Origin of the sequence: Microbacterium sp. LBN7 (assembly GCF_045690345.1) — a bacterium.
In the GTDB taxonomy this organism is placed as follows: Bacteria; Actinomycetota; Actinomycetes; order Actinomycetales; family Microbacteriaceae; genus Microbacterium.
In genome coordinates this window covers 540,540-561,760 of sequence record NZ_CP147856.1, presented here as the reverse complement: position 1 = coordinate 561,760, position 21,221 = coordinate 540,540, and the positions used below count along the sequence as shown (strand labels likewise).

Annotated in this window: 22 protein-coding genes and 1 tRNA gene; 17 read left to right on the top strand and 6 right to left on the bottom strand. The window is 70.0% G+C overall.

Going from position 1 to position 21,221, the window contains the following annotated elements; translation table 11 throughout:
• Nucleotides 1-22: 22 nt before the first annotated feature.
• The 9 genes from LBN7_RS02755 to LBN7_RS02715 all read left to right on the top strand — a co-directional run bounded on the left by LBN7_RS02755 (nt 23) and on the right by LBN7_RS02715 (nt 8,882).
• Nucleotides 23-682, top strand: a complete 660-nt coding sequence (locus LBN7_RS02755; protein WP_407360871.1) for an O-methyltransferase — start codon at nt 23-25, stop codon at nt 680-682.
• A 91-nt stretch (nt 683-773) separates the two neighbouring features.
• The gene (gene eno, locus LBN7_RS02750) at nt 774-2,054 is read left to right on the top strand and encodes a phosphopyruvate hydratase (protein WP_116636920.1); all 1,281 of its coding nucleotides are present in this window, start codon (nt 774-776) and stop codon (nt 2,052-2,054) included.
• Nucleotides 2,055-2,118: 64 nt separating this feature from the next.
• Nucleotides 2,119-2,691 (top strand): FtsB family cell division protein, encoded by a 573-nt coding sequence (locus tag LBN7_RS02745; protein ID WP_407360870.1) that lies wholly within the window; start codon nt 2,119-2,121, stop codon nt 2,689-2,691.
• Between the two features lie 47 nt (nt 2,692-2,738).
• Nucleotides 2,739-3,281 carry a DUF501 domain-containing protein gene (locus LBN7_RS02740; protein WP_407360869.1) on the top strand — a complete coding sequence of 181 codons (543 nt, stop codon included), beginning with the start codon at nt 2,739-2,741 and terminating at the stop codon, nt 3,279-3,281.
• A gap of 11 nt (nt 3,282-3,292) precedes the next feature.
• Nucleotides 3,293-4,573 (top strand): S8 family serine peptidase, encoded by a 1,281-nt coding sequence (locus tag LBN7_RS02735; RefSeq protein ID WP_116636922.1) that lies wholly within the window; start codon nt 3,293-3,295, stop codon nt 4,571-4,573.
• 38 nt (nt 4,574-4,611) lie between these two features.
• Nucleotides 4,612-6,162: an NAD(P)/FAD-dependent oxidoreductase gene (locus tag LBN7_RS02730; protein WP_407360868.1), complete on the top strand. Its 1,551-nt coding sequence runs from the start codon at nt 4,612-4,614 to the stop codon at nt 6,160-6,162.
• Between the two features lie 292 nt (nt 6,163-6,454).
• Nucleotides 6,455-7,351, top strand: coding sequence for a cation-transporting ATPase (locus tag LBN7_RS02725; protein ID WP_407360867.1), 897 nt, complete (start codon nt 6,455-6,457; stop codon nt 7,349-7,351).
• An 11-nt stretch (nt 7,352-7,362) separates the two neighbouring features.
• Entirely contained in the window at nt 7,363-8,019 is a 657-nt protein-coding gene (locus tag LBN7_RS02720; RefSeq protein ID WP_407360866.1) for a DedA family protein, read from the top strand.
• Between the two features lie 80 nt (nt 8,020-8,099).
• The gene (locus LBN7_RS02715; RefSeq protein WP_341945874.1) at nt 8,100-8,882 is read left to right on the top strand and encodes a CPBP family intramembrane glutamic endopeptidase; all 783 of its coding nucleotides are present in this window, start codon (nt 8,100-8,102) and stop codon (nt 8,880-8,882) included.
• Nucleotides 8,883-8,918: 36 nt separating this feature from the next.
• Here the strand turns inward: LBN7_RS02715 and LBN7_RS02710 are convergent.
• Nucleotides 8,919-8,991: transfer RNA gene (locus LBN7_RS02710), tRNA-Leu, on the bottom strand.
• 86 nt (nt 8,992-9,077) lie between these two features.
• On the opposite strand from LBN7_RS02710, the gene LBN7_RS02705 reads away from it, so the two are divergent.
• From LBN7_RS02705 to LBN7_RS02695, 3 genes are all read left to right on the top strand, one after another.
• Nucleotides 9,078-10,325 carry an amino acid deaminase/aldolase gene (locus tag LBN7_RS02705; RefSeq protein ID WP_341945873.1) on the top strand — a complete coding sequence of 416 codons (1,248 nt, stop codon included), beginning with the start codon at nt 9,078-9,080 and terminating at the stop codon, nt 10,323-10,325.
• The gene (locus tag LBN7_RS02700; RefSeq protein WP_407360865.1) at nt 10,322-11,635 is read left to right on the top strand and encodes a D-arabinono-1,4-lactone oxidase; all 1,314 of its coding nucleotides are present in this window, start codon (nt 10,322-10,324) and stop codon (nt 11,633-11,635) included. The genes LBN7_RS02705 and LBN7_RS02700 overlap by 4 nt, the downstream gene beginning before the upstream one ends.
• Nucleotides 11,636-11,727: 92 nt before the next feature.
• Nucleotides 11,728-12,294: a LemA family protein gene (locus LBN7_RS02695; protein WP_116636928.1), complete on the top strand. Its 567-nt coding sequence runs from the start codon at nt 11,728-11,730 to the stop codon at nt 12,292-12,294.
• A gap of 62 nt (nt 12,295-12,356) precedes the next feature.
• Here LBN7_RS02695 and LBN7_RS02690 read toward each other — a convergent pair whose 3' ends face one another.
• The gene (locus LBN7_RS02690) at nt 12,357-13,277 is read right to left on the bottom strand and encodes a hypothetical protein (protein ID WP_407360864.1); all 921 of its coding nucleotides are present in this window, start codon (nt 13,275-13,277) and stop codon (nt 12,357-12,359) included.
• Entirely contained in the window at nt 13,274-14,533 is a 1,260-nt protein-coding gene (locus LBN7_RS02685; protein WP_407360863.1) for a winged helix-turn-helix domain-containing protein, read from the bottom strand. The genes LBN7_RS02690 and LBN7_RS02685 overlap by 4 nt, the downstream gene beginning before the upstream one ends.
• Nucleotides 14,534-14,602: 69 nt before the next feature.
• On the opposite strand from LBN7_RS02685, the gene LBN7_RS02680 reads away from it, so the two are divergent.
• The gene (locus LBN7_RS02680; protein ID WP_407360862.1) at nt 14,603-15,799 is read left to right on the top strand and encodes an AI-2E family transporter; all 1,197 of its coding nucleotides are present in this window, start codon (nt 14,603-14,605) and stop codon (nt 15,797-15,799) included.
• A complete protein-coding gene (ilvA, locus tag LBN7_RS02675) occupies nt 15,796-17,025 on the top strand; it encodes a threonine ammonia-lyase (protein WP_407360861.1) in 1,230 nt (409 codons plus the stop codon). Before LBN7_RS02680 ends, ilvA begins: the two co-directional genes overlap by 4 nt.
• Nucleotides 17,026-17,091: 66 nt before the next feature.
• On the opposite strand, the gene greA is transcribed toward ilvA, so the two are convergent.
• On the bottom strand, nt 17,092-17,583 hold the full coding sequence (greA, locus tag LBN7_RS02670) for a transcription elongation factor GreA (RefSeq protein ID WP_116636933.1): 492 nt from the start codon (nt 17,581-17,583) through the stop codon (nt 17,092-17,094).
• A gap of 95 nt (nt 17,584-17,678) precedes the next feature.
• Complete coding sequence (locus tag LBN7_RS02665; protein WP_341945868.1) at nt 17,679-18,065, bottom strand: DUF4307 domain-containing protein; 387 nt, start codon at nt 18,063-18,065, stop codon at nt 17,679-17,681.
• Nucleotides 18,066-18,133: 68 nt separating this feature from the next.
• Between LBN7_RS02665 and LBN7_RS02660 the strand changes: the two genes are divergently transcribed.
• Nucleotides 18,134-18,418, top strand: a complete 285-nt coding sequence (locus tag LBN7_RS02660) for a hypothetical protein (protein ID WP_116636935.1) — start codon at nt 18,134-18,136, stop codon at nt 18,416-18,418.
• A 7-nt stretch (nt 18,419-18,425) separates the two neighbouring features.
• On the opposite strand, the gene LBN7_RS02655 is transcribed toward LBN7_RS02660, so the two are convergent.
• Nucleotides 18,426-19,154, bottom strand: coding sequence for a hemolysin III family protein (locus LBN7_RS02655; protein ID WP_116636936.1), 729 nt, complete (start codon nt 19,152-19,154; stop codon nt 18,426-18,428).
• A gap of 97 nt (nt 19,155-19,251) precedes the next feature.
• On the opposite strand from LBN7_RS02655, the gene LBN7_RS02650 reads away from it, so the two are divergent.
• Together LBN7_RS02650 and LBN7_RS02645 are read left to right on the top strand one after the other, a co-directional pair.
• Nucleotides 19,252-20,031 carry an isoprenyl transferase gene (locus LBN7_RS02650; protein WP_116636937.1) on the top strand — a complete coding sequence of 260 codons (780 nt, stop codon included), beginning with the start codon at nt 19,252-19,254 and terminating at the stop codon, nt 20,029-20,031.
• A 53-nt stretch (nt 20,032-20,084) separates the two neighbouring features.
• Entirely contained in the window at nt 20,085-21,215 is a 1,131-nt protein-coding gene (locus LBN7_RS02645) for an aminotransferase class V-fold PLP-dependent enzyme (protein WP_407360860.1), read from the top strand.
• The last annotated feature ends 6 nt before the right edge of the window (nt 21,216-21,221 follow it).

Below are 21,221 nucleotides of genomic sequence, written 5' to 3'. Positions count from 1 at the left end.
GGGCCGACGGTTGGCTGAGGGCATGGAATCCACCCCCGCAGCATGGTCGCAGGCCGACGCCTTCCTCGCCGACACCCTGGTCGGACACGACCCGGCGCTCGAGGCGGCGCTCGAGGCGCAGCGCGCAGCCGGCCTTCCCGAGATCGAGGTGGCTCCGGTGGCCGGCAAGCTGCTCGACCTCCTCGTCCGCATCAGCGGCGCGCGGCGGGTGCTCGAGATCGGCACGCTCGGCGGGTACTCCACGATCTGGCTGGCCCGCGCTGTCGGCCCGGAGGGGAGGGTCGTGACGATCGAGGCCGAGGCGGACAACGCCGCCGTCGCACGAGCCAGCATCGACGCGGCCGGCGTGGGCGATCGCGTCGACATCCGCGTCGGACGCGGCGCCGACGTGCTGCCGACCCTGATCGCCGGATTCGACCTGGTGTTCATCGACGCCGACAAGGAGTCCAACACCGTCTACCTCGACTGGGCGGCGAAGCTCGGCCATCCGGGGACGGTGATCGTGCTCGACAACATCGGGCGCGAGGGCGAGATCGTGCGCGACGATTCGACGGACTCCAAGGTGATCGGCACCCGCGACGGGCTGCGGATGCTGGGCGACGACCCGCGGTTCGACGCGACGGCTCTGCAGACGGTCGGCGCGAAGGGCTGGGACGGCGTCGCGCTCGCGCTCGTCGTCTGACGGGTCCCTGAGCTTGTCGAGGGGCCGGGCTAGACTGAGCGCGGACCGACGACGCTCCACACAACGTTTTCTCTGAGCAAGGAGCACATCAGTGGCACTGATCGAGGCTGTAGGCGCACGCGAGATTCTCGACTCGCGCGGAAACCCGACCGTCGAGGTGGAGGTGCTCCTCGACGATGGCATCGTCCAGCGGGCCGCCGTCCCCTCCGGTGCATCCACCGGTGCGTTCGAGGCGTACGAGCTGCGCGACGGAGACAAGAGCCGCTACGGCGGCAAGGGCGTGCTCAAGGCCGTCGAGGCCATCATCGACGAGCTGGGCCCGGCCATCGAAGGCGTCGAGGCGAGCGAACAGCGCATCGTCGACGAGATCCTCATCGAGGTCGACGGCACCGAGAACAAGAAGCGCGTCGGCGCCAACGCCATCCTCGGCGTCAGCCTCGCGGTCTCGAAGGCCGCGGCGGACTCCGCCGACCTTCCCCTCTTCCGCTACCTCGGCGGCCCGAACGCGCACGTGCTGCCCGTTCCGCTGTTCAACGTCATCAACGGCGGCGAGCACGCCGACAACGGCATCGACATGCAGGAGTTCTTCCTCGCGCCGATCGGCGCCGAGACCTACTCCGAGGCGCTCCGCTGGGGTGTCGAGACCTACCACGTGCTCCGGGCCGAGCTGAAGGCCGCCGGCTACGCCACGGGCCTCGGCGACGAGGGCGGCTTCGCCCCCGACCTGCCCAGCAACCGCGAGGGCCTCGACTTCCTGGTCAAGGCGATCGAGAAGGCGGGCTTCACGCCCGGCTCCGACATCGCCCTCGGCCTCGACGTCGCCGCCACCGAGTTCTTCAAGGACGGCGTCTACCGTCTCGACAACAAGGACTGGGACGCCGCCGCGCTGACCGAGTACTACGTCGGTCTGGTCAATGACTTCCCGATCGTCACGATCGAGGATGCTCTCGCCGAGGACGACTGGGACAACTGGAAGCACCTCACCGATGCGCTCGGCACCAAGGTCCAGCTCGTGGGCGACGACCTGTTCGTCACCAACCCGCAGCGCCTCGCCGACGGCATCAAGCGCGGCGTCGCGAACTCGCTGCTCGTGAAGGTCAACCAGATCGGCACGCTCACCGAGACGTTCGACGCGGTCAGCCTGGCGCAGCGCTCGGGCTACACGGCGATGCTCTCGCACCGCTCGGGCGAGACCGAGGACACCACGATCGCCGACCTCGTCGTCGCGACGAACGCGGGTCAGATCAAGGCGGGTGCGCCTGCCCGCAGCGAGCGCGTCGCGAAGTACAATCAGCTTCTGCGCATCGAGGAGGAGCTGGGCGACGCCGCTGTGTTCGCCGGACGTTCGGCCTTCCCTCGCTACCAGGGCTGAGCCCGGCCTGCGCTCAGAAAGAAGTCAGATTCACACCGCCTGAGCGGTGACCGGAGGAGGAGCCGTGGTACGACGACCGGCTCCTCCTTCGGCGTCTCCGAAGGCTCCGGCGTCCCCGCCGTCGACGCCCAAGAAGGGGCGCGCCAAGGCCGACGCTCGAGCGGCGTCCGCGCCGGGGCGGACGCGCGCCAAGGGGAGCACCCAGGGTGTCGATGTCCGCGAATGGGCTTCCGGCATCCGTCTCTCCGCCTTCTCCGTCATCATGCTGTCCCTCGTCGTGCTGGGAGCGTGGGTGCTCGTGCCGACGCTCGGCACGTTCATCGATCAGCGGCAGAAGATCGCGGCGCTCGAGGCCTCCGTGAAGGTCAGCGAGGACGAGATCGCGGATCTCATCGCGGAGCGCGAGCGCTGGAGCGATCCCGCCTACATCACGACCCAGGCCCGTGAGCGCCTGTACTACGTGAAGCCGGGGGAGGTCGTGTACCTGATCGACAACGACCTCGACCCTTCCGCGCTTCCGCGGGAGCAGGATCCGGTCAGTGACACTCTCGAGGAGAAGCCGGCGGACTGGATGCCGCAGCTGCTGCGCACCCTCGTCTCGACAGGGCTCAGCGACACCGCGGCCGTCGCTCCCTGAATGTTCGCTCCGAGCATCCTCCCTGGCGGCTCCCCTACGCTGGTGGGGTGACCACGCCGCCTTTCCCCGCCCCCACGCCCGCCGAGCTCGCCGTCATCTCGGCGCAGCTCGGCCGCCCTGCACGCGGTGTGGTCGGCATCGCGGCGCGATGCGCCTGCGGCAACCCGACGGTCGTCGCCACGACACCGCGGCTGCCCGACGGAACGCCGTTCCCGACCTTCTACTACCTGACCCACCCGTCCGCGACGGCGGCGATGTCGACCCTCGAGGCCACGCAGGTGATGCCGGAGCTCGCGGCTCTCCTCGCCGACGACGAGGCGGTCGCAGCCGGCTATCTCGCCGCACACGAGGCGTATCTGGCCGATCGCGGGCGGTTCGGCGACGTGCCGGAGATCGACGGCATCTCGGCGGGCGGCATGCCCACCCGCGTCAAGTGCCTGCACGCCCTCGCGGGGCATGCGCTCGCGGCAGGGCCGGGAGTGAATCCGATCGGCGACATCGCACTCGAACGATCCTCCTGGTCGCCGTCGGTGTGCCGCTGCGAGGACCCCGGTGCGGCGACCCGCGACGAGGCGGCGCGGTCGGCGTGAGCCCGCGACGGATGCTGCGCAGCGTCACGGCCCTCGCGGTCGTGGCGGCATCCGTCCTGCTCCTCGGCGCGACGGCGACGCCTCCGCCGATCCCCGACAACCCCACCGATCCGGTGCGCGCGTCGGAGTACTGGCTCGACGGGGCCAAGATCCGCGAGGCCTGGAAGACGACCAGGGGCGCCGGCGTCACGATCGCGGTGATCGACACGGGCATCGGCAAGGTTCCGCAGACGTTCGGCGACGCCGTGATCGGCGGGACCGACGTCTCCGGGACCGGCACCCCCGACGGCCGCACGCCGGTCGGAGCGGTCGACGGGAACCACGGATCCTGGGTGGCGTCGCTGGCCGCCGGCCGCGGATCCCCCGACGGCACCGGCATGATCGGCGTCGCCCCCGAGGCGAACCTCCTGTCCATCTCCGTGGGGTTCGGTGCGGCGGCGGCCGTGCCGTTCACCGAGCAGGTCGCCAAGGCGATGCGCTGGGCCGTCGACAACGGCGCCGACGTCATCAACCTGTCGTTCACCACGAACACGCTCGACTGGGATGAGAGCTGGGACGACGCGTTCCTCTACGCCTTCGAGCACGATGTCGTCGTCGTGGTCGCCGCGGGCAACCGGGGGAGCGGCACCGACATCATCGGTGCGCCGGCCACGATCCCCGGCGTCCTGACCGTCGGCGGCGTCGATCAGACCGGTACGGCCAGCGTCGAGGCCTCCACGCAGGGGATCACGATCGGCATCTCCGCTCCCAGCGAAGGTCTGCTGGGCGTCTCCGCGAACGGCGAGGTCGTCTCCTGGAGGGGCACCAGCGGTGCCGCCCCGATCGTGGCCGGCGTCGCGGCGCTGATCCGCTCGGCGCATCCCGACATCAAGGCGATCGACGTCATCAACCGGATCATCAAGACCGCGATGCCCGTCGCCGACGCCGTGAAGCCGAGGGATCCGCTGTACGGCTTCGGGCTCGTCGATGCGGCGGCGGCGATCTCCGCCGACATCGCCCCGGTGGACGAGAATCCCATGGGGGATCTCGCCGAATGGATCCACTTCTTCCGGCGCGCCGACACCGAGCCGCAGCCCGAGCCGACGATCACTCCGGTCGCCGTCGAGCCGCTCCCGGATGCCGACGCGCCGACCGAGGCGGGCTCACCGCTGCTTCCCAGCGCTGATTCGCTGCGCTACGGTACCCTGCCGCTCATCGCCCTCACAGTCCCTGGTATCCTGATAGCGCTTGGCGTCACCGCAGCTGCCCGGCGCATCCGATCGGCGCGCGTTTCTCGTACGCCACATTCCTGACTCCAAGGAGTTGTTCCCCTGTGCCTCAGAACAGCACTGTGCCCAAGATTCTGATCGTCGGTGGAGGCTACGCGGGCTTCTACAGCGCGTGGAAGCTCGAGAAGCACCTGCGCAAGGGCGAGGCGGAGGTGACCATGGTCGACCCGCTGCCGTACATGACGTACCAGCCGTTCCTCCCCGAGGTCGCCGCGGGCTCGATCGAGGCTCGGCACTCCGTGGTCGCGCACCGACGTCACCTCAAGCGCACGAACGTCATCACCGCCAAGGTGACGAACATCAACCACGCCGAGAAGACCGCGACGATCACGCCGCCGCTCGGTGAGCCGTACGAGTTCGCGTACGACCAGATCGTCGTGACCGCCGGCGCCGTCTCGCGCACGTTCCCGATCCCGGGCATCGCCGACAACGCGATCGGCCTCAAGACGATCGAAGAGGCCGTCGCGATCCGCGACCGCCTCATGTCGAACTTCGACAAGGCGGCGTCCCTGCCCGCCGGTCCCGAGCGCGACCGACTGCTCACCGTCATCGTCGTCGGCGGTGGCTTCGCCGGTATCGAGGTGTTCGCCGAGCTGCGTTCGCTCGCCTCGTCGCTGGTGTCGAAGTACCCGCAGCTGACGTTCGACGACACGCACTTCCACCTCATCGAGGCGATGGGCCGCATCATGCCCGAGGTCTCGCTGAAGACGAGCGAGTGGGTGCTCAAGGACCTCGCCAAGCGCGGTGCGAACGTGCACCTCGACACGCAGCTCACCAGCGCTGTCGACGGAAACGTCGAGCTCTCCACCGGTGAGGTCATCCCGACCGACCTGATCGTCTGGACCGCCGGTGTCATGGCGAACCCGACCGTCGTCCGCGGCGGCGACCTGCCCGTCGAGGAGCGCGGTCGCATCCAGACCCGCGCGGACCTCCGCGTCGGCACCCCCGAGGCTTTCGTCGAAGGCGCCTGGGCTGCCGGTGACGTCTCGGCCGTCCCTGATCTCTCCGGCGGTGGCGTCGGCGGCTTCTGCGTGCCGAACGCCCAGCACGCGGTGCGTCAGGCGAAGCTGCTCGCGAAGAACATCGTCGCCGTGCTCCGCGGGGAGACCCCGAAGGAGTACTTCCACAAGAACATGGGCGCCGTGGCCGGTCTCGGCCTCTACAACGGTGTCTTCCAGTCCGGAAAGCTCGCGCTCAAGGGCTTCGTCGCGTGGGTCGCCCACCGCGGCTACCACGGCCTCGCGATGCCCACGTGGGAGCGCAAGTTCCGTGTGATCTGGGGCTGGTGGAACAACCTGTGGCTCGGCCGCGACCTGGTGAACCTCGAGACGGTGCAGAACCCGCGCTACGTCTTCGAGGAGTTCGCGGCACGTCCGCGTGCAGCCGCTCCCGCCGCGCCCGCCGTTCCGGCCTCGCCGTCGTCGGATGCCGCGACGACCACCGCCGTGACCGGCGCGGTCCCCGACGACAAGGCCCCGGTCGACGCTGCCGCGACGGAGAAGGCTCCGGCAGCCGAGAAGGCTCCGGCCGCGAAGGCTCCGGCGGCGAAGAAGGCTCCGGCCAAGAAGGCTCCGGCCAAGAAGCCTGTCGCCGAGAAGGTCCCCGCCAAGTAGCACCTCGGCTCACCCCGTCCGAACAGCCCTCCCTCTGCCGGGGAGGGCTGTTCGCGTTCCAGCGCGCGGCGTGGAGGTCACGCATAGCTCGGCTCGGTAATGTCGAGCGCGCAAGGGGAGTACTCCCGTCTGCGGCGGAGTCGTCATTACGGACACGAGATCGTGTCCCGGCCCGTCGGCCCGAGAGGGTGGAGGAGACCTTGGCACCCGCTCTGCGGGCTGCCTCGACTCTTGCCGTCGTCCGACGTCGTGGAATCCCGGTGGCCCGCACCGCCCCACGAAAGGGACCATCATGGGAAAGCTCTCCCGCTTGATCGGCATCGCCTCCGAAGCCCTGGAGAAGAACTCCGGGTCCGCGCGCAGCGGCAGTCCCGCTGACGGATCCCGGTCATCGACCGATTGGGGCGGCGTGCTCCGCGGCGCCGTCGACGCCGTGCGAGGTCCGTCGGAGAGTGCCCCGCACCCCGCAGAACGCCGGGTGCCCGCCCCGCCGTCGCCTCTCGCCGCCGCAGACCCGTACGCGCCGCCGCCCGCTCCCGGTGCGACGGCAGCGCACATCGGATCGGCCTCGGGAGCTCGAGCGGCCACGACAGGGACCGACGCCGATCGAGCCGCGATCGCGCGCTACGACTACCTGATGAACACCGCCGATCCGCAGCGCATCGAGCAGATCCATCGTGACGCGTTCGCCCGCCTGACGCCGCAGCAGCGCACCCTGGTCGAGGAGCGCATGCGCGCGGAACTCGCACCGGGCGAGCGCCCGCACTCCTCCTCGCCGGATGACCTCGCGCGCGCGGCCGGACGCGCCGAGGCCCTGCGTCCGGGGCGGATGCGCGGACTCCTGTCCCGCGTCCGCGGGAGCGGGACGGGCGGTGCCGCGGTCCTGGCCGGAGGCGCGGCGGTCGGCATCCTCGGTGCGGTCGCGGGCGGCGCGGTGCTCAGCACCGTCGCTGCTCCGCTCCTGGAGCAGGCTGCGGGGCTCGGCGTCGACTTCAGCGCACTGGCAGACGGTGTCGATCTGGAGGCGCTCGCCTCGGGCGTCGATGTGGAAGCGTTCACCGGCGGTGCGGAGGAGCTGATGGGATCCGCCGGCGAGGCGGTGTCGGGGCTCGGCGAGACCGCGACCGGCTGGGGAGAGCGTCTCGGCGACCTCGGGATCCCGGGGCTCGGCGACATCTTCGGACGATAGGCGGGGATCGCATGACGGATGCCGACCACGGCTTCACCGGCCTGAGCGGTTTCGCGGCCGACGTCCTCACGGCACTCGGAGACATCGGTGTCGGGGTGCTCGTCTTCCTCGAGGTGCTGGTGCCGCCCATCCCGAGCGAGGTGATCCTGCCGTTCGCCGGCTATCTCAGCCAGAGCGGACAGCTGACCCTCGGATGGCTCCTCCTCTGGAGCACGCTCGCGTCGTGGCTGGGAGCGCTGCTCCTCTACGGGCTGGGATCGGCCATCGGCATGGCGCGGGCGATCCGGCTGCTCGCCGGCACGCGCCTCGTCAGCAGGTCCGATCTCGAGCGGGGCGCGGCCTGGTTCGCGCGGAGCGGCGCGTGGACCGTGCTCGTCGGCCGCATGGTGCCGGGCGTGCGCAGCCTGATCTCGATCCCGGCCGGGGCATCGCGCATGAATCTGCTCACATTCAGCGTCTACACGATCCTCGGCAGCGGGCTGTGGAATGCGCTGCTCCTGGGAGTGGGCGCGGCGCTCGGCACGCAGCACGAGAAGCTCGAGCACTACCTCGGATACCTGGACTACGCGGTGTACACGGCCATCGCGATCGCGCTGGTGGTCCTGGTCGTGCGACGGATACGCGAGGCGGCCGCTGCTCGACGGGAACCTGCCGTGATCGACGAGTGAGCACAGATCTTCCGCGGCGCACTGATCGAGCGCTACGCTGAGCGCGTTCCGTCCGTCGCGGTGAATCGGAGGGCAGTGCCATGCGTGTGCATCCTCGTGTCTGGATCGGCCTCGCGATCTACGTCGGCTACGTGATCGTCATCTTCGCCGTCACGAAGCTCAGCGGGGTCGGGTTCACGGAGATCGGGAAGTCGGCCGACACCACCTGGCGGGGTGCCGTGATGGATCTCGCCGTCGCCGGCGTGCTCCTCGCGATCACGACCTCGCTCCTCGGCTGGTGGCGCCCGGCACTCTTCGAGCGAAGCCGATCGCACCACAAGTGGCCCATCTTCGTTCCGGCGATCATGCTCGTCGTCGCGATCGCCAACCTCCTCAACACCGACTGGTCGAAGTTCGACACGTCCTTCCTCCTCTCGCTCCTCGCGCTGGGTGTCTGCGTCGGATTCTGCGAAGAGCTGATGTCTCGCGGTCTCCTTCTCACGGCGTTCCGGTCGAGATTCTCCGAGGTCTGGGTCTGGCTGCTGACGAGCCTCCTGTTCGGTGCGATGCACCTGGTGAACGCCGCTCTCGGCGATCCGCTGATGAGCGCGCTTTCGCAGGCGGGCATCGCGGCGATGTCGGGGACCTGCTTCTACATCGTGCGCAGGGTGACGGGTTCCCTGGTGTGGGCGATGGTGCTGCACGGCCTCTGGGACGTGGCCGCGTTCTCGGTGGGCTTCGCTCCGATGGGCGTCGCCTGGGGTGTGCTGCTCACACCGTTCATCGGACTGCTCGCCGTCGCCGTCGTGTACTGGGTCATCAAGGGCGCGGATGAGAAGGCGCCCGTCGCGGCCGGCTCTGCAGCCGCAGCCGCGACGAGGTAGTGACACGGGCGTGTGCCACGGTTCCGAGGATCGGCGTGCCCCCGCTGGGACTCGAACCCAGACTGAAGCGATTTTAAGTCGCCTGCCTCTGCCATTGGGCTACGGGGGCCACGCCGCCAGCCTATCGGCGACCGGTGCGTGCGACGGGGTGCCGCCGGACGTGATCCGGAGTCCGAGAAGCCATAGGGTGGGGGAGTGCTCGACCTCACCGAAGAACTGAGCCCCGTTCCGGGTGCCCCCGTGGTTGCCCCCGAGTGGCAGGATCCGGCTCGATACTGGCCTCGCCTCTCCGCCGCGACGCAGCACCTGCCCGCGCCGGTCGCGGTGATCGACCGAGAGGCGCTGCGCTACAACGCGATGGACATGCTGGTGCGCTCCGGTGGCCTGCCCATCCGCGTCGCATCCAAGTCGGTGCGCGTGCGTGCGGTCCTGGACGCCGTCCTGAAGCTCCCCGGGTACCGCGGCATCCTCGCGTTCACTCTCGCGGAGGCCCTCTGGCTCGCCGAGACCCACGACGACATCGTGCTCGCCTACCCGACGGTGGACCGGACGAGCCTCGAGAGCCTGTTCGCCGATGAGCAGGCGGCGCGCCGCATCACGCTCATGGTCGACGACCCGGCGCATCTCGACCTCATCGACAGCATCAAGGGGCCGGGCGAACGTCCGGAGATCCGCGTCGCAGTCGATGTCGACGCCTCGTGGAAGTCTTCGGTCCTCGGGCACATCGGCGTCCGCCGCTCGGCGCTCTTCACCGCGGGAGAGGTCGCCGGCTTCGCCCGGAAGGTCATCGCGCGCCCCGGTTTCCGGCTCGTGGGGCTGCAGATGTACGACGCGCAGATCGCCGGTCAGGGCGATGACGCCGGGTCCGATGCGCCGCTGATCCGCATGGTGCAGGCGCGGTCGCGCGCCGAGCTGCGCGAGCGCCGGGCGGCGATCGTCGAGGCCGTCACCGCCCTCGCGCCGATGGAGTTCCTCAACGGCGGAGGCACGGGGTCGCTCGAGTTCACCGGCAGCGACGAGTCCCTCACCGAGGCGAGTGCCGGCAGCGGGCTCCTCGGTGGTCACCTGTTCGACGGCTATCGGTCGTTCCAGCCGGCTCCGGCATCCGCCTTCGCCTTCGATGTCGTCCGTCGTCCGGCTCGCGACATCGCGACCGTGCTCGGCGGGGGGTGGATCGCATCGGGCCCGGCCGTCGCCTCACGTCAGCCGAAGCCGGTCTGGCCGCAAAGTCTCCGGACTCTCACTCGCGAGGCCGCCGGCGAGGTGCAGACACCGCTGCAGGGCCCCGCGGCGACCGCTCTCGGCGTCGGGGACCGGGTCTGGTTCCGGCACGCGAAGAGCGGCGAGCCGGCCGAGCGGATCGAGCGGTACCACCTCGTCTCCGGTGACGAGATCATCGACGAGCTGCCGACCTACCGCGGCGAGGGAAAGGCGTTCCTGTGACGAGAATCGGCGGCACCTGGCAGAACTGGGGGCGGTCGGCGTCGGTCCGTCCTGTGCGAGTGGAGCGTCCGCGCAGCCCCGAGGGTGTGCAGCGGGCGGTGATCGCCGCCGTGCACCACGGGCTCACGGTGAAGGCGGTGGGTGCCGGTCACAGCTTCACGGGCATCGCCGTCGCGCCGGGCGTGCTGCTGGAACTCGACGACATGCAGGGCCTGGTCTCGGCGGATGCCGTCACCGGGCGCGTGACCCTGCTCGCGGGCACCCGGCTGCATCGGATCCCGGCGCTCCTCGCACCGTACGGCCTGGCGATGGAGAACCTCGGCGACATCGATCGGCAGTCGATCTCCGGGGCGATCTCGACCGGCACACACGGCACCGGCGCTGCTTTCGGCGGGCTCGCCACCCAGGTCGTCGGCCTCACGATCATCACGGCCGCCGGCGAGTTCCTCCGCATCGACGAGCAGCAGAACAGCGAACTCCTGCCCGCCGCCGCGCTCGGACTCGGCGCGCTCGGCATCATCGTCGAGGTCACCCTCCAGTGCGTCCCGACGTTCGTCATGCACGCGGTCGACGAGCCGATGCCGCTGGAGGACGTGCTGGATCAGATCGAGAGCCACGTCTCGGCATCCGACCACTTCGAGTTCTACTGGTTCCCGCACACCGATGTCGCGCTCACCAAGCGGCAGTCCCGCCTGCCTGAATCGGCTGTGCGCAAGCCGCTCCCGACGGTGGGGAAGTGGATCGACGAGACTCTGCTGTCCAACGGCGTCTATCGGCTCGTGTGCGCGGCAGGACAGCTCGTCCCGGCCGTCACCCCGCCGTTCAGTCGGCTGGCGGTGAAGCTCACCGGAGATCGCGAGTACACCGACCTGTCGAATCGCGTCCTCACGCAGAGCCGCACGGTGCGCTTCCGCGAGATGGAGTACGCGATCCCCGCCGAGAACGTCGTCCCGGCGTTCCGCGCCGTGCGAGAGCTCATCGACCACCGGGGCTGGCGCATCGAGTTCCCCGTCGAGGTGCGCTTCGCCGCGCAGGACGACCGGTGGCTCTCCACGGCCCACGGGCGATCGAGCGCCTACATCGCCGTGCACCGCTACTGGCGTGCCGATCCGACGGAGTACTTCGGGGCCGTCGAGGCCATCATGCAGGAGCACGGAGGGCGGCCGCACTGGGGCAAGCTCCACACGCAGACCGCCGAGACGCTGCGCGAGATCTACCCGCGGTTCGACGACTTCGTCGCCGTGCGCGACCGCCTCGACCCCGAGCGTCGGTTCAGCAACCGCTATCTCGACCGCGTGCTGGGCGACTGACCCGCTCGGACGGCGCCGGAGCGCGTGATCCCCAGTGCACGTGCAGACAGCGCGTCTAGGATGGGAGAAACACGAGGAAGGGTGGGCCTCTGATGGAATGGCTCGTGCCAGTACTGATCGTCGTCGGAGTGATCCTGCTCGTCGGCATCTATCTCTGGGCCACGTACAACTCGCTGGTGCAGCTGAACGTCCGCGTCGATGAGGCGTGGAGCGGCATCACGGTGCAGCTCAAGCGACGAGCCGACCTCATCCCGAACCTCATCGAGACGGTCAAGGGGTATGCCTCCCATGAGAAGGCCGTCTTCGAGAACGTCACGCGCGCACGCGCCGAGACGCTGTCCGCGGGCGGTCCCGGGGAAGCCGGCATCGCCGAGGGACACCTGCAGCAGGCGCTGCGCAGTCTCTTCGCCGTCGCCGAGGCGTACCCGCAGCTGCAGGCGAGCCAGAACTTCCTCCAGCTCCAGCAGGCGATCGTCGACACCGAGGACAAGATCCAGGCCGCGCGCCGGTTCTACAACGGCGGCGTGCGCGAGCTGAACACGAAGATCAAGGTGTTCCCGAACAACCTCTTCGCCAAGGGGCTGGGCTTCACCGAGCGCGAGTTCTTCGAGGTCGCCGACAGCGGCGCGATCTCGGAGCCGCCGCGCGTGCAGTTCTGATGCGCTCTGCGCATCAAGGTTGAGCGAGCGCAGCGAGTCGAAACCCGCCGCTGAGGCATCTCTCACCACGCCGTGAGGACCAGCTCCTCCTCGGTGAACTCGATGTCGCCGCGGATGCTCCAGGAATCAGTGCGGTACGTCGTCGTGCGCTCCGTGCCGTCCTGCCCCGTCCCCGTGACGGTCGCGATGAGAACGCCCCCGTCAGCGAGGAACCCCGTCGCGTCCAGGGTGATCTCCGGTGACGTCTCGATGCGATAGCGGATGTCGGTGACGTCGCGGAACTCCGTCCCCCAGGGGATGCGGATGCCGCAGCCGACCGGCGTCGTCGGAGCCTGCGTCGAGTCGTCTGATGCGGTGCACTCCGCGAGGTGCTCGTCGAGCTGCTCCTGTGCGGCATCGATCGCCGCCGGCAGGGGAGTGACCTCGACCGTGACCTCGACATCCTCGCCCGGCAGCACGAGCAGGTTCGCCGAGCCGTCGAGAAGCGACGAGGGCGCGGCGGAGACGGCGTACTCGGCGGGCAGCAGAAGCACCGCCTCGCCGACGGATACGGTCTCGTCGCCGAGGCGGACGGACGAACCCAGGTCGGCCGTCACGGTCGCGGTGCCGAGCGCGGACGCCCCGACGGTCCAGCGGCCGTCGACCCGGGTGATGTCCAGCCGTGCCGTCCGCTTCTCCTCACCGAGGCGGAAGGAGATGTCCGCCGTCGCCGCCGCCTCGCCGTTCTGCTCGACCCCGGTGACCTCGGCGTCGTCGATGAGAGCGCTGGCCCCGGCGAACGCGCCGAGCGCCGTCGCGGAGACGTCTGCTCCGGTCGCCGCAACGGCCGCCGGGTCGCCGGACTCGAGCGCGCGCACGTAGGCGCTCGCCGCCTCCTGCGGGGTGCCGGGGCGAGCGAGCGACTGCCAGATCAGCACCCCGCCCGCGGCGGCGACCACGAGAGCGGCCAGGCCTCCGACGAGCCACCACCGGCGCCGCGTCATGACACGCTTTCCCTGGCGTGCAGATGGCGCTGGATCGAAGCGTCGGCGCGGCCGCGAAGAGCGTCGTGGATCGCGGCGGTCGCGTCGCCCCAGCCCGAGACCGAGATGTGCTCGAGCCCCTGCCAGGCCGCCGCGAGGGAGAGCTCCTCGGCGATGCGACCCGCGTCTTCGGCTCGCGCCTGCGGCTCCCACCACGCGGACTGCACCTGCAGCGTCGACGTCGCGCGCTCGGCTTTCAGATCGACCCGCGCGACGATGCGGTCGCCGACGAGGACGGGCAGGGAGTAGTAGCCGAACCTCCGCTTCTCGGCGGGGACGTAGATCTCGATGCGGTAGTCGAGGTCGAACGTGCGAAGCGCTCGATCGCGGAACCAGACCACCGGATCGAAGGGGGTCAGCAGGGCCGCGGCGTCAATCCTGCGTGGCAGGACCGCGTCACGGTGGCGCCAGGCGGGGATCGGTCTTCCGCCCCGCTCCCAGCCGCGGACGTGCACGGGTTCGAGCTCGCCGGCATCGACGAGGTCGGCGATCGACCGTGCCACCGTCGACCGATCCTTGATGCGGTAGTAGTCGGCGAGATCGGACTGCGTCGCGACCCCGCTCGATCGCGCGGCGCGGCGCATCAGCTCGTGGATCGCCTCGGCGCGCGGGATCTCGCGGGAGAGGATGGCGTCGGGTATCACCTGCTCGGCGAGCGCGTAGGTGCGCTCGAAGCCGCGGCGTCCGCTCACGGCGACGTCGCCCGTGCGCCAGAGGTGCTCGAGCGCGAGCTTGACCTCGTCCCAGTCCCACCACGTTCCGCGTTCCCGCGGGGCATCGGCGCGCAGGTCGGCAGGGCGCAGCGGGCCGCGCGTGCGCAGCTCGTCCTGCACCCACCGGACCGTGCGGGCGTTGGCGCTCAGCCACGAGTCCTCGCCCGCCCACCGCCGGCGGAAATCGTCCATGCGGAAGCGCCAGAGCGGCCAGTCCTCGATCGGGATGAAGGTGGCCTCGTGGGCGAGATACTCCACGTAGTGCGTGGTGCGGGCCAGGAAGACGCGGTCCAGCAGCGCCGGCTCATAGGCGCCGAGGCGCGAGAACAGCGGCAGGTAGTGCGAACGCGCGAAGACGTTGACCGAGTCGATCTGCAGCACGCCGAGTCGTTCCATCACCCGATCCACATGGCGACGGGAGACGGATGCCGGACGAGCGCGGGTGAATCCCTGAGCGGCCAGAGCGATGCGGCGAGCCTGGGCGGGGCTGAGGGTGTCTGTCACGTCGTCAGCGTATCGCCGGCCGGTGACATCGCGTCGTGAGCCGCCGTGCGACCGCCGTAGACTTGGGCGATGAGCGAGGACCAGCGACCCCGGCTGCGAGACCTGTTCCGCCCGCGCCCGGTCTCCACCGACCGCACCGTGACGACCGAGGCCGACGAGGCCGTGCCCCCGAGGCTGCGCATCACCGCCGCATACTCGTGGCGGCTGCTTCTCATCGCCGCGGTCCTCGGCGTCTTCATCTGGCTCGTCATGCTGCTGAAGCTGCTGGTGATCCCGCTGATGGTCGCCATCCTCATCACGGCGCTGCTGTGGCCCGCCTTCGAGTGGATGCTGCGCCACCGGTTCCCGCGGTGGGCCGCCATCGCCGTGTCGCTCATCGGCACGGCGGCGATCGTCACCGGACTCGTGTGGCTCGTCGTGTGGCAGGTCCGCGTCGAGCTCCCCGCCGTGCAGGAGAGCACCGCGAAGGCCATCGACGGCTTCCAGGTCTGGCTGCACGAGGGCCCCCTGCAGCTGTCCGACAGCCAGATCGCCGACTACATCGACCAGGGCTTCGCGATGATCGAGGAGCAGACGCAGGCGCTGCTCTCGGGCGCGCTGGCGATCGGCACGACGCTGGGGCATGTCGTCACCGGAGCGCTCCTCGCGCTGTTCAGCCTCATCTGCCTCCTCGCCGACGGCGGCGGCATCTGGCGCTGGACCGTCAAGCTCTTCCCGCGCAACGCCCGCCCGGCGGTCGACGGCGCGGCCCGCAACGGCTGGCGGACGATCGTCAACTACGCGCGCACCCAGCTCTTCGTCGCGACGATCGACGCGATCGGCATCGGCCTCGGAGCCTTCCTCCTGCAGGTCCCGCTCGCACTGCCTGTCGCCGTGCTTGTCTTCCTCGGCTCGTTCATCCCGATCGTCGGTGCGGTCGCCACCGGCGCCATCGCCGTCTTCCTCGCGCTGGTCTACAACGGACCGTGGATCGCGCTGTGGATGCTCGTCGTGGTGCTCGCGGTGCAGCAGATCGAGGGACACATCCTGCAGCCCATCATGATGGGCTCCGCCGTCAAGGTGCACCCGCTGGCCGTCGTGCTCGTCGTCGCCGGCGGTGCGATGATCGCCGGCATCCCCGGCGCACTGTTCGCGGTGCCGCTGGCGGCGTTCGTCAACGTCGCAGCGGTGACCCTGAGCTCGGGATCGTGGCGCACCGGCGCCGCCCCGAGCGGAGATCTGATCTGGAGCACAGTGCCGCGCGAGCGGCGACGGAGGAATCGATGAGCGCAGTCCCCAGCCTTTCCGAGTTCGAGTACGCGGCTCAGAGCCTGGCTGAGGTGATCTCGCACACGCCGACGCTGCCGTCCCGCGCGCTCTCCGACGTGCTCGGCTCTCCGGTGCTGCTGAAGATGGAGAACCTGCAGCGCACCGGCTCGTTCAAGATCCGCGGCGCGGCCTACCGTCTGTCGAGACTCAGCGCCGAAGAGCGCTCCCGCGGCGTCGTCGCGGCGTCGGCCGGGAACCACGCGCAGGGCGTCGCGCTGGCCGCTCAGGCGCTCGGGATCCCCGCCACCATCTTCATGCCGCTGGGGGTGCCGGTGCCCAAGCTCCTGGCCACCCGCGGCTACGGTGCCGAGGTCGTGCTCGAGGGCGAGACCGTGGCGACGTCGCTGCGCCTCGCGGCCGACTTCTCGGAGCGCACGGGGGCCGTGCTCATCCACCCGTTCGACCACCGTGACGTCGTGATCGGCCAGGGCACGCTCGGCCTCGAGCTCCTCGACGACGCCCCCGACGTCGACACCATCGTCCTCGGCATCGGCGGCGGGGGCCTCATCGCCGGCGTCGCCGCGGCGGTCAAGGCCCGTGCGGCCGAGCTCGGACGCACGGTTCGGGTGATCGGCGTGCAGGCCGAGAACGCGGCCGCCATGCCGCCGTCGCTCGCGGCGGGCGAGCCCGTCGACATCGTCACGCGCCCGACCATCGCCGACGGCATCCTCGTCGCGCGTCCCGGCGCCATCCCGTTCGACATCATCAAAGACCTCGTCGACGAGGTCGTCACGGTCTCCGACGACGACCTGGCGCGGGCGATCCTCGTGCTGCTCGAGCAGGCGAAGGTCGTCGTGGAGCCGGCGGGCGCCGCGGGCGTCGCGGCGATCCTGGCCGGGAAGGTCACCGGATCCGGGACGACGATGGCGGTGCTCTCCGGCGGCAACATCGACCCGCTGCTGCTGCAGCGCGTCGTCTCGCACGGCCTGGCGGCCTCGGGCCGGTACCTGACGATCCGCGTGCCGCTTCCCGACCGGCCCGGTCAGCTCGCGCGCGTCTCCGAGCTCATCGCCGAGGCGGGAGCCAACGTCATGGAGGCCATGCACACGCGCCATGGCCACGGCCTGCAGATCAGCGACGTCATCCTCGAGCTCAGCGTCGAGACGCGTGGACCCGAGCACTCCGAGCACACGCTCGACACTCTGCGCCGGGCCGGATTCGAGCCGATCGTCGTCCCCGACTGATCTCCCGGCAGAGACGAAGCGCCCCGGCATCCTCAGGGACACCGGGGCGCTCGCGTGTGACCGACGTCAGCCGGTGTACGTCTCCACGTTCACGATCTCGACGGCGATCGAACGGCCGTTCGGAGCCTCGTAGGAGGACTTCTCGCCGACCTTGAGGCCGAGGATCGCCTGGCCGAGCGGGCTCGCCTCGCTGTACACGTCGAGATCGCTGCCGCCGGCGGCGATCTCGCGGCTGCCGAGGAGGAAGACCTCCTCGCCGCCCGCGACGACCGCGGTGACGACGGTGCCGGGCTCGACGATGCCGCGGCTGGCCGGGGCCTCGCCGACCTTCGCGGTCTTCAGCAGACCCTCCAGGGTGCGGATGCGGGCCTCCTGCTTGCCCTGCTCGTCCTTCGCGGCGTGGTAGCCGCCGTTCTCCTTGAGGTCGCCCTCTTCACGGGCGGCTTCGATGCGCTTGGCGATCTCGTCGCGGCCGGTGGTGGACAGGTGCTCCAGCTCGGCGACGAGCCGGTCATATGCTTCCTGCGTGAGGAAGGGAACCTGAGCGTCGGTGGACATGACGAAGCTCCTTCTTTCGGTCCCGCCGGCGAACTGCGGGGGATATGCCAAGACGCCCCGGCACGGTGCCAGGGCGTCGTCTGTCTGCGAAGAGTCTAGGCGACCCAGCAGGTGTTCACCAAACCTGTGGTGGCAGCGGAGACGGTCGGGACCGAGGCCGACACGGCCTGCGAGTGGCTGTCTCCTGCGGGGATCTCGACGACCTTCCAGCCGACCACGCCGAACTCCTCGTCGAGTGCCTCGACCACGCACACGACGTCCTTGCCCTGCACGCCGGTGACCTGGAACCGCACGTCGACGGTGTGCTCGTCGACGAGGTCGAAGCCGAGGTCGTCGGCATCCACGGAGCTCATCGACTGGGCCACGATCATCCAGCCGAAGGCTCCGACCACCAGCAGGGCGACGATGCCGCCGATGATCCACGGCGTCCGTCGCGTGCGGGTGCGGCCGTAGCGTTCGTCGAGCTCTTCTGCGGTCGTCACGGGTGCGGTCTTCCGGTCGTTAGGCTGGTGATACCAGGTTATGCGACCTGAGTACGAAAGGCCGACACATGCGCTCTCTGTCCGAGACTCCGATGCCGACACCCGTCATGACGGTGGCTCCGGAGGCTGTGACTCCCGGCTTCGTCGGCTTCGCCGCGATCGTGGTGGTGCTCATCGCCGTGATCCTCCTCATCTGGGACATGAACCGACGCATCCGCCGTGTCCGGTACCGCGAGGAGGTGCGCGAGGAGCTCGACGCCGAAGAGGCCGCACGGGCCGCCGACGAGGCGACGGAGACCGATGCGGACCTGCCGATCACCCGCGAGGGCGACGACGACCCGCGCTCCACCTGAGCAGGCGTCAGGCGCCCAGCGACGGCGACAGCGGCTCCAGTGTGATCAGCAGGCACGCGGTCCAGTGGCACAGGAACGCGAGTACCGTGCACACGTGGAAGATCTCGTGGAAGCCGAACCGGCCGGGCCACGGGTTCGGCTTCTTGAGCGCGTAGACGATCGCCCCGCCCGTGTAGAGCAGGCCGCCCACGATGACGAGCACCATCATCGTGGCGTTCGCCGCGAGCAGGTCGGCCATGAACATCACGGCAGCCCACCCCATCAGCAGGTAGAGGGCGACGTAGAGCCAGCGCGGCGCGTGGATCCAGAAGACGCGGAAGAGGATGCCGACCACGGTCCCGCCCCAGACGAGTGCGAGGAGCAGCGCGCCCTTCCCCGGCGGGAGGGCGAGGGTCGCGAGCGGCGTGTAGGTGCCGGCGATCAGCAGGAAGATGTTGGCGTGGTCGATCCGCTTCAGGATCAGCTTGACCTTCGGCTTCCAGTCGAAGCGGTGGTACAGCGCGGAGTTGCCGAACAGCAGCAGCGAGCTCGTCATGAAGACCGCCGCCGCCCACTTCGCCGCCCCGCCCTGCGCGACCACGATCAGCACGATCCCGGCGACGAGGGCGACGGGGAAGATGCCGGCGTGGATCCATCCGCGCCAGGTCGGCCTGATCTCGACCCCGGCCTCCGATTCCGCCTCCTCGAGAAGCGGCAGCTGGGGGAGTTCGGGCTCGGACGACTCGGGAGTGCTCACGTGCTCACTCTAGGCGGGCGCGCATGCCCGGGCAGGTACATATCCCCAGCCTCCGCACACGGCGCAGATGAGCCCGACACGGTAGCGTAGGTGGGTGATGTCACGCGAGAGCCCGGGGCGCGGACCGCTGTACCGGCTCTACACCAGCCGGCTGCGACGCCATCTCGATCCGGCGTCCGTGCCGCACCACGTCGCCATGATGATCGACGGCAATCGGCGGTGGGCGCGGCAGCTCGGGTTCACGACTCCGGCGGAGGGGCACCGGGCGGGTGCCGCGAAGATGCGCGAGTTCCTGGGCTGGTGCGACGAGCTGGGTGTGCGCGTGGTGTCGCTCTACCTGCTGTCCAGCGACAATCTGCGAAAGCGGGACTCCGCGGAGCTCGCCGACCTCATCGAGATCATCGCGGAGCTGGCCGAGGCGGTCTCGCGGGAGGAGAACTGGCGGGTGCAGCACGTCGGCCGCGCCGACATCCTTCCGTCCGAGCTCGCCCGCGTGCTCGCCGACGCCGAGGAGCGCACGAAGGAGCACACCGGCCTGCACGTGAACCTGGCGGTCGGCTACGGCGGACGCCATGAGATCGTCGACGCCGTGCGCAGCATCATCACCAAGCACGAGGCTTCGGGGGGCACCCTCGAGGATCTCGCCGCGCACCTGACCCCCGAGATGATCGGCGAGCACCTCTACACGGGTGGTCAGCCCGATCCGGACCTCGTGATCCGCACCAGCGGAGAGCAGCGGCTCAGCGACTTCCTGCTCTGGCAGAGCGCGCACAGCGAGTTCTACTTCGTCGAGGCACTCGGCCCCGATCTGCGGCAGGTCGACTTCCTCCGTGCGATCCGCGACTACGCGGACAGGGATCGCCGCTTCGGGCGCTGAGCCCTCGGCCGAACTGGTCCGTCCGCGGTGACGAGGCGTGCCAGAATGACGCGGTGAGCACCATCGAGGAGTATGTCGGCACGTTCGACAACGAGTCCGGCTATTTGAACTGGGCCGCGTTCGGCCCACTGTCGCCGTCGGTGCGCGAGGAGATCTTCGCGGACGCCGACCTCCTCGGCAGCGGGCGTCCCTCCTCCCTGTCCCTGGTGTGGGAGCGTGTGGGGCAGGCGCAGGAGCTGGTCGCCGAGCTGCTCGGCGCCGAGGCGGACGACGTCACGCTGCAGCCGTCGTCGACACAGGGCCTCATGCACGCCCTCTACGGCATGACGGGCGCGGTGATCGCCGGCACGGCCGAGTTCCCCAGTGTGAGCCTCACGCTCGAGCGCGCAGCGGCTGCCTCGAACCGCGCGCTGACGCCGCGCTGGGTCACGCCGGCTGACGGACGGATGACGACGGATGCCGTCGCCGAGGCGCTGGATGACGAGGTCACGGCCCTCGCTGTCAGCCACGTCGACTTCCGCACGGGATTCCGCGCCGACCTGCCGGCTCTCCGCGAGCTCATCGGGCCGGATCGGCTGCTGATCGTCGACGCGGTCCAGTCGTTCGGCGTCGTCGACGTCGACTACGCCGCCGCCGACGTCGTGGTCGGCCATGGATACAAATGGCTGCGCGCCGGCCGGGGGAGCGGATTCGCGTGGTTCTCGCCCCGCGCGAGGGAGCGGATCACCCCCGTCCTCTCCGGGATCACGGGCACCGTGGTCCCCGGGCTCGTCGTCGACGAGCTGCCCGCGCCTGCGGCATCCGCTCAGGCGTTCACGGTGAGCCAGCCTGACACGCTCGCGGCCGGGCGTCTGGCGATCGGCGCGCGCGACATCCGCGACGCCGGTGTGGCGGCGATCGAGGCGCGCATCGCCGAGCATGTCGACACGATCCTCGAGATCGCCGACCGTCACGGTATCGCGGTGAGCTCGCCCCGGGACCGTGCGGCACGAGCGGGAATCGTCGCGCTCTCGCCCGAGGAGCCGGCCCGTCTGGCCGCCGCACTGGCCAACGCCGGCCTGGTGGTCACCGCCCGCGGGTCCTCGGTCCGCGTCGCCGCGCATGCCGGCACGGATGCCGCCACTCTCCAGCTGCTGGACGAGGCGCTCGCGGCCTTCGGTAACGAGACGTTCATCAGCGCGTAAAGAATC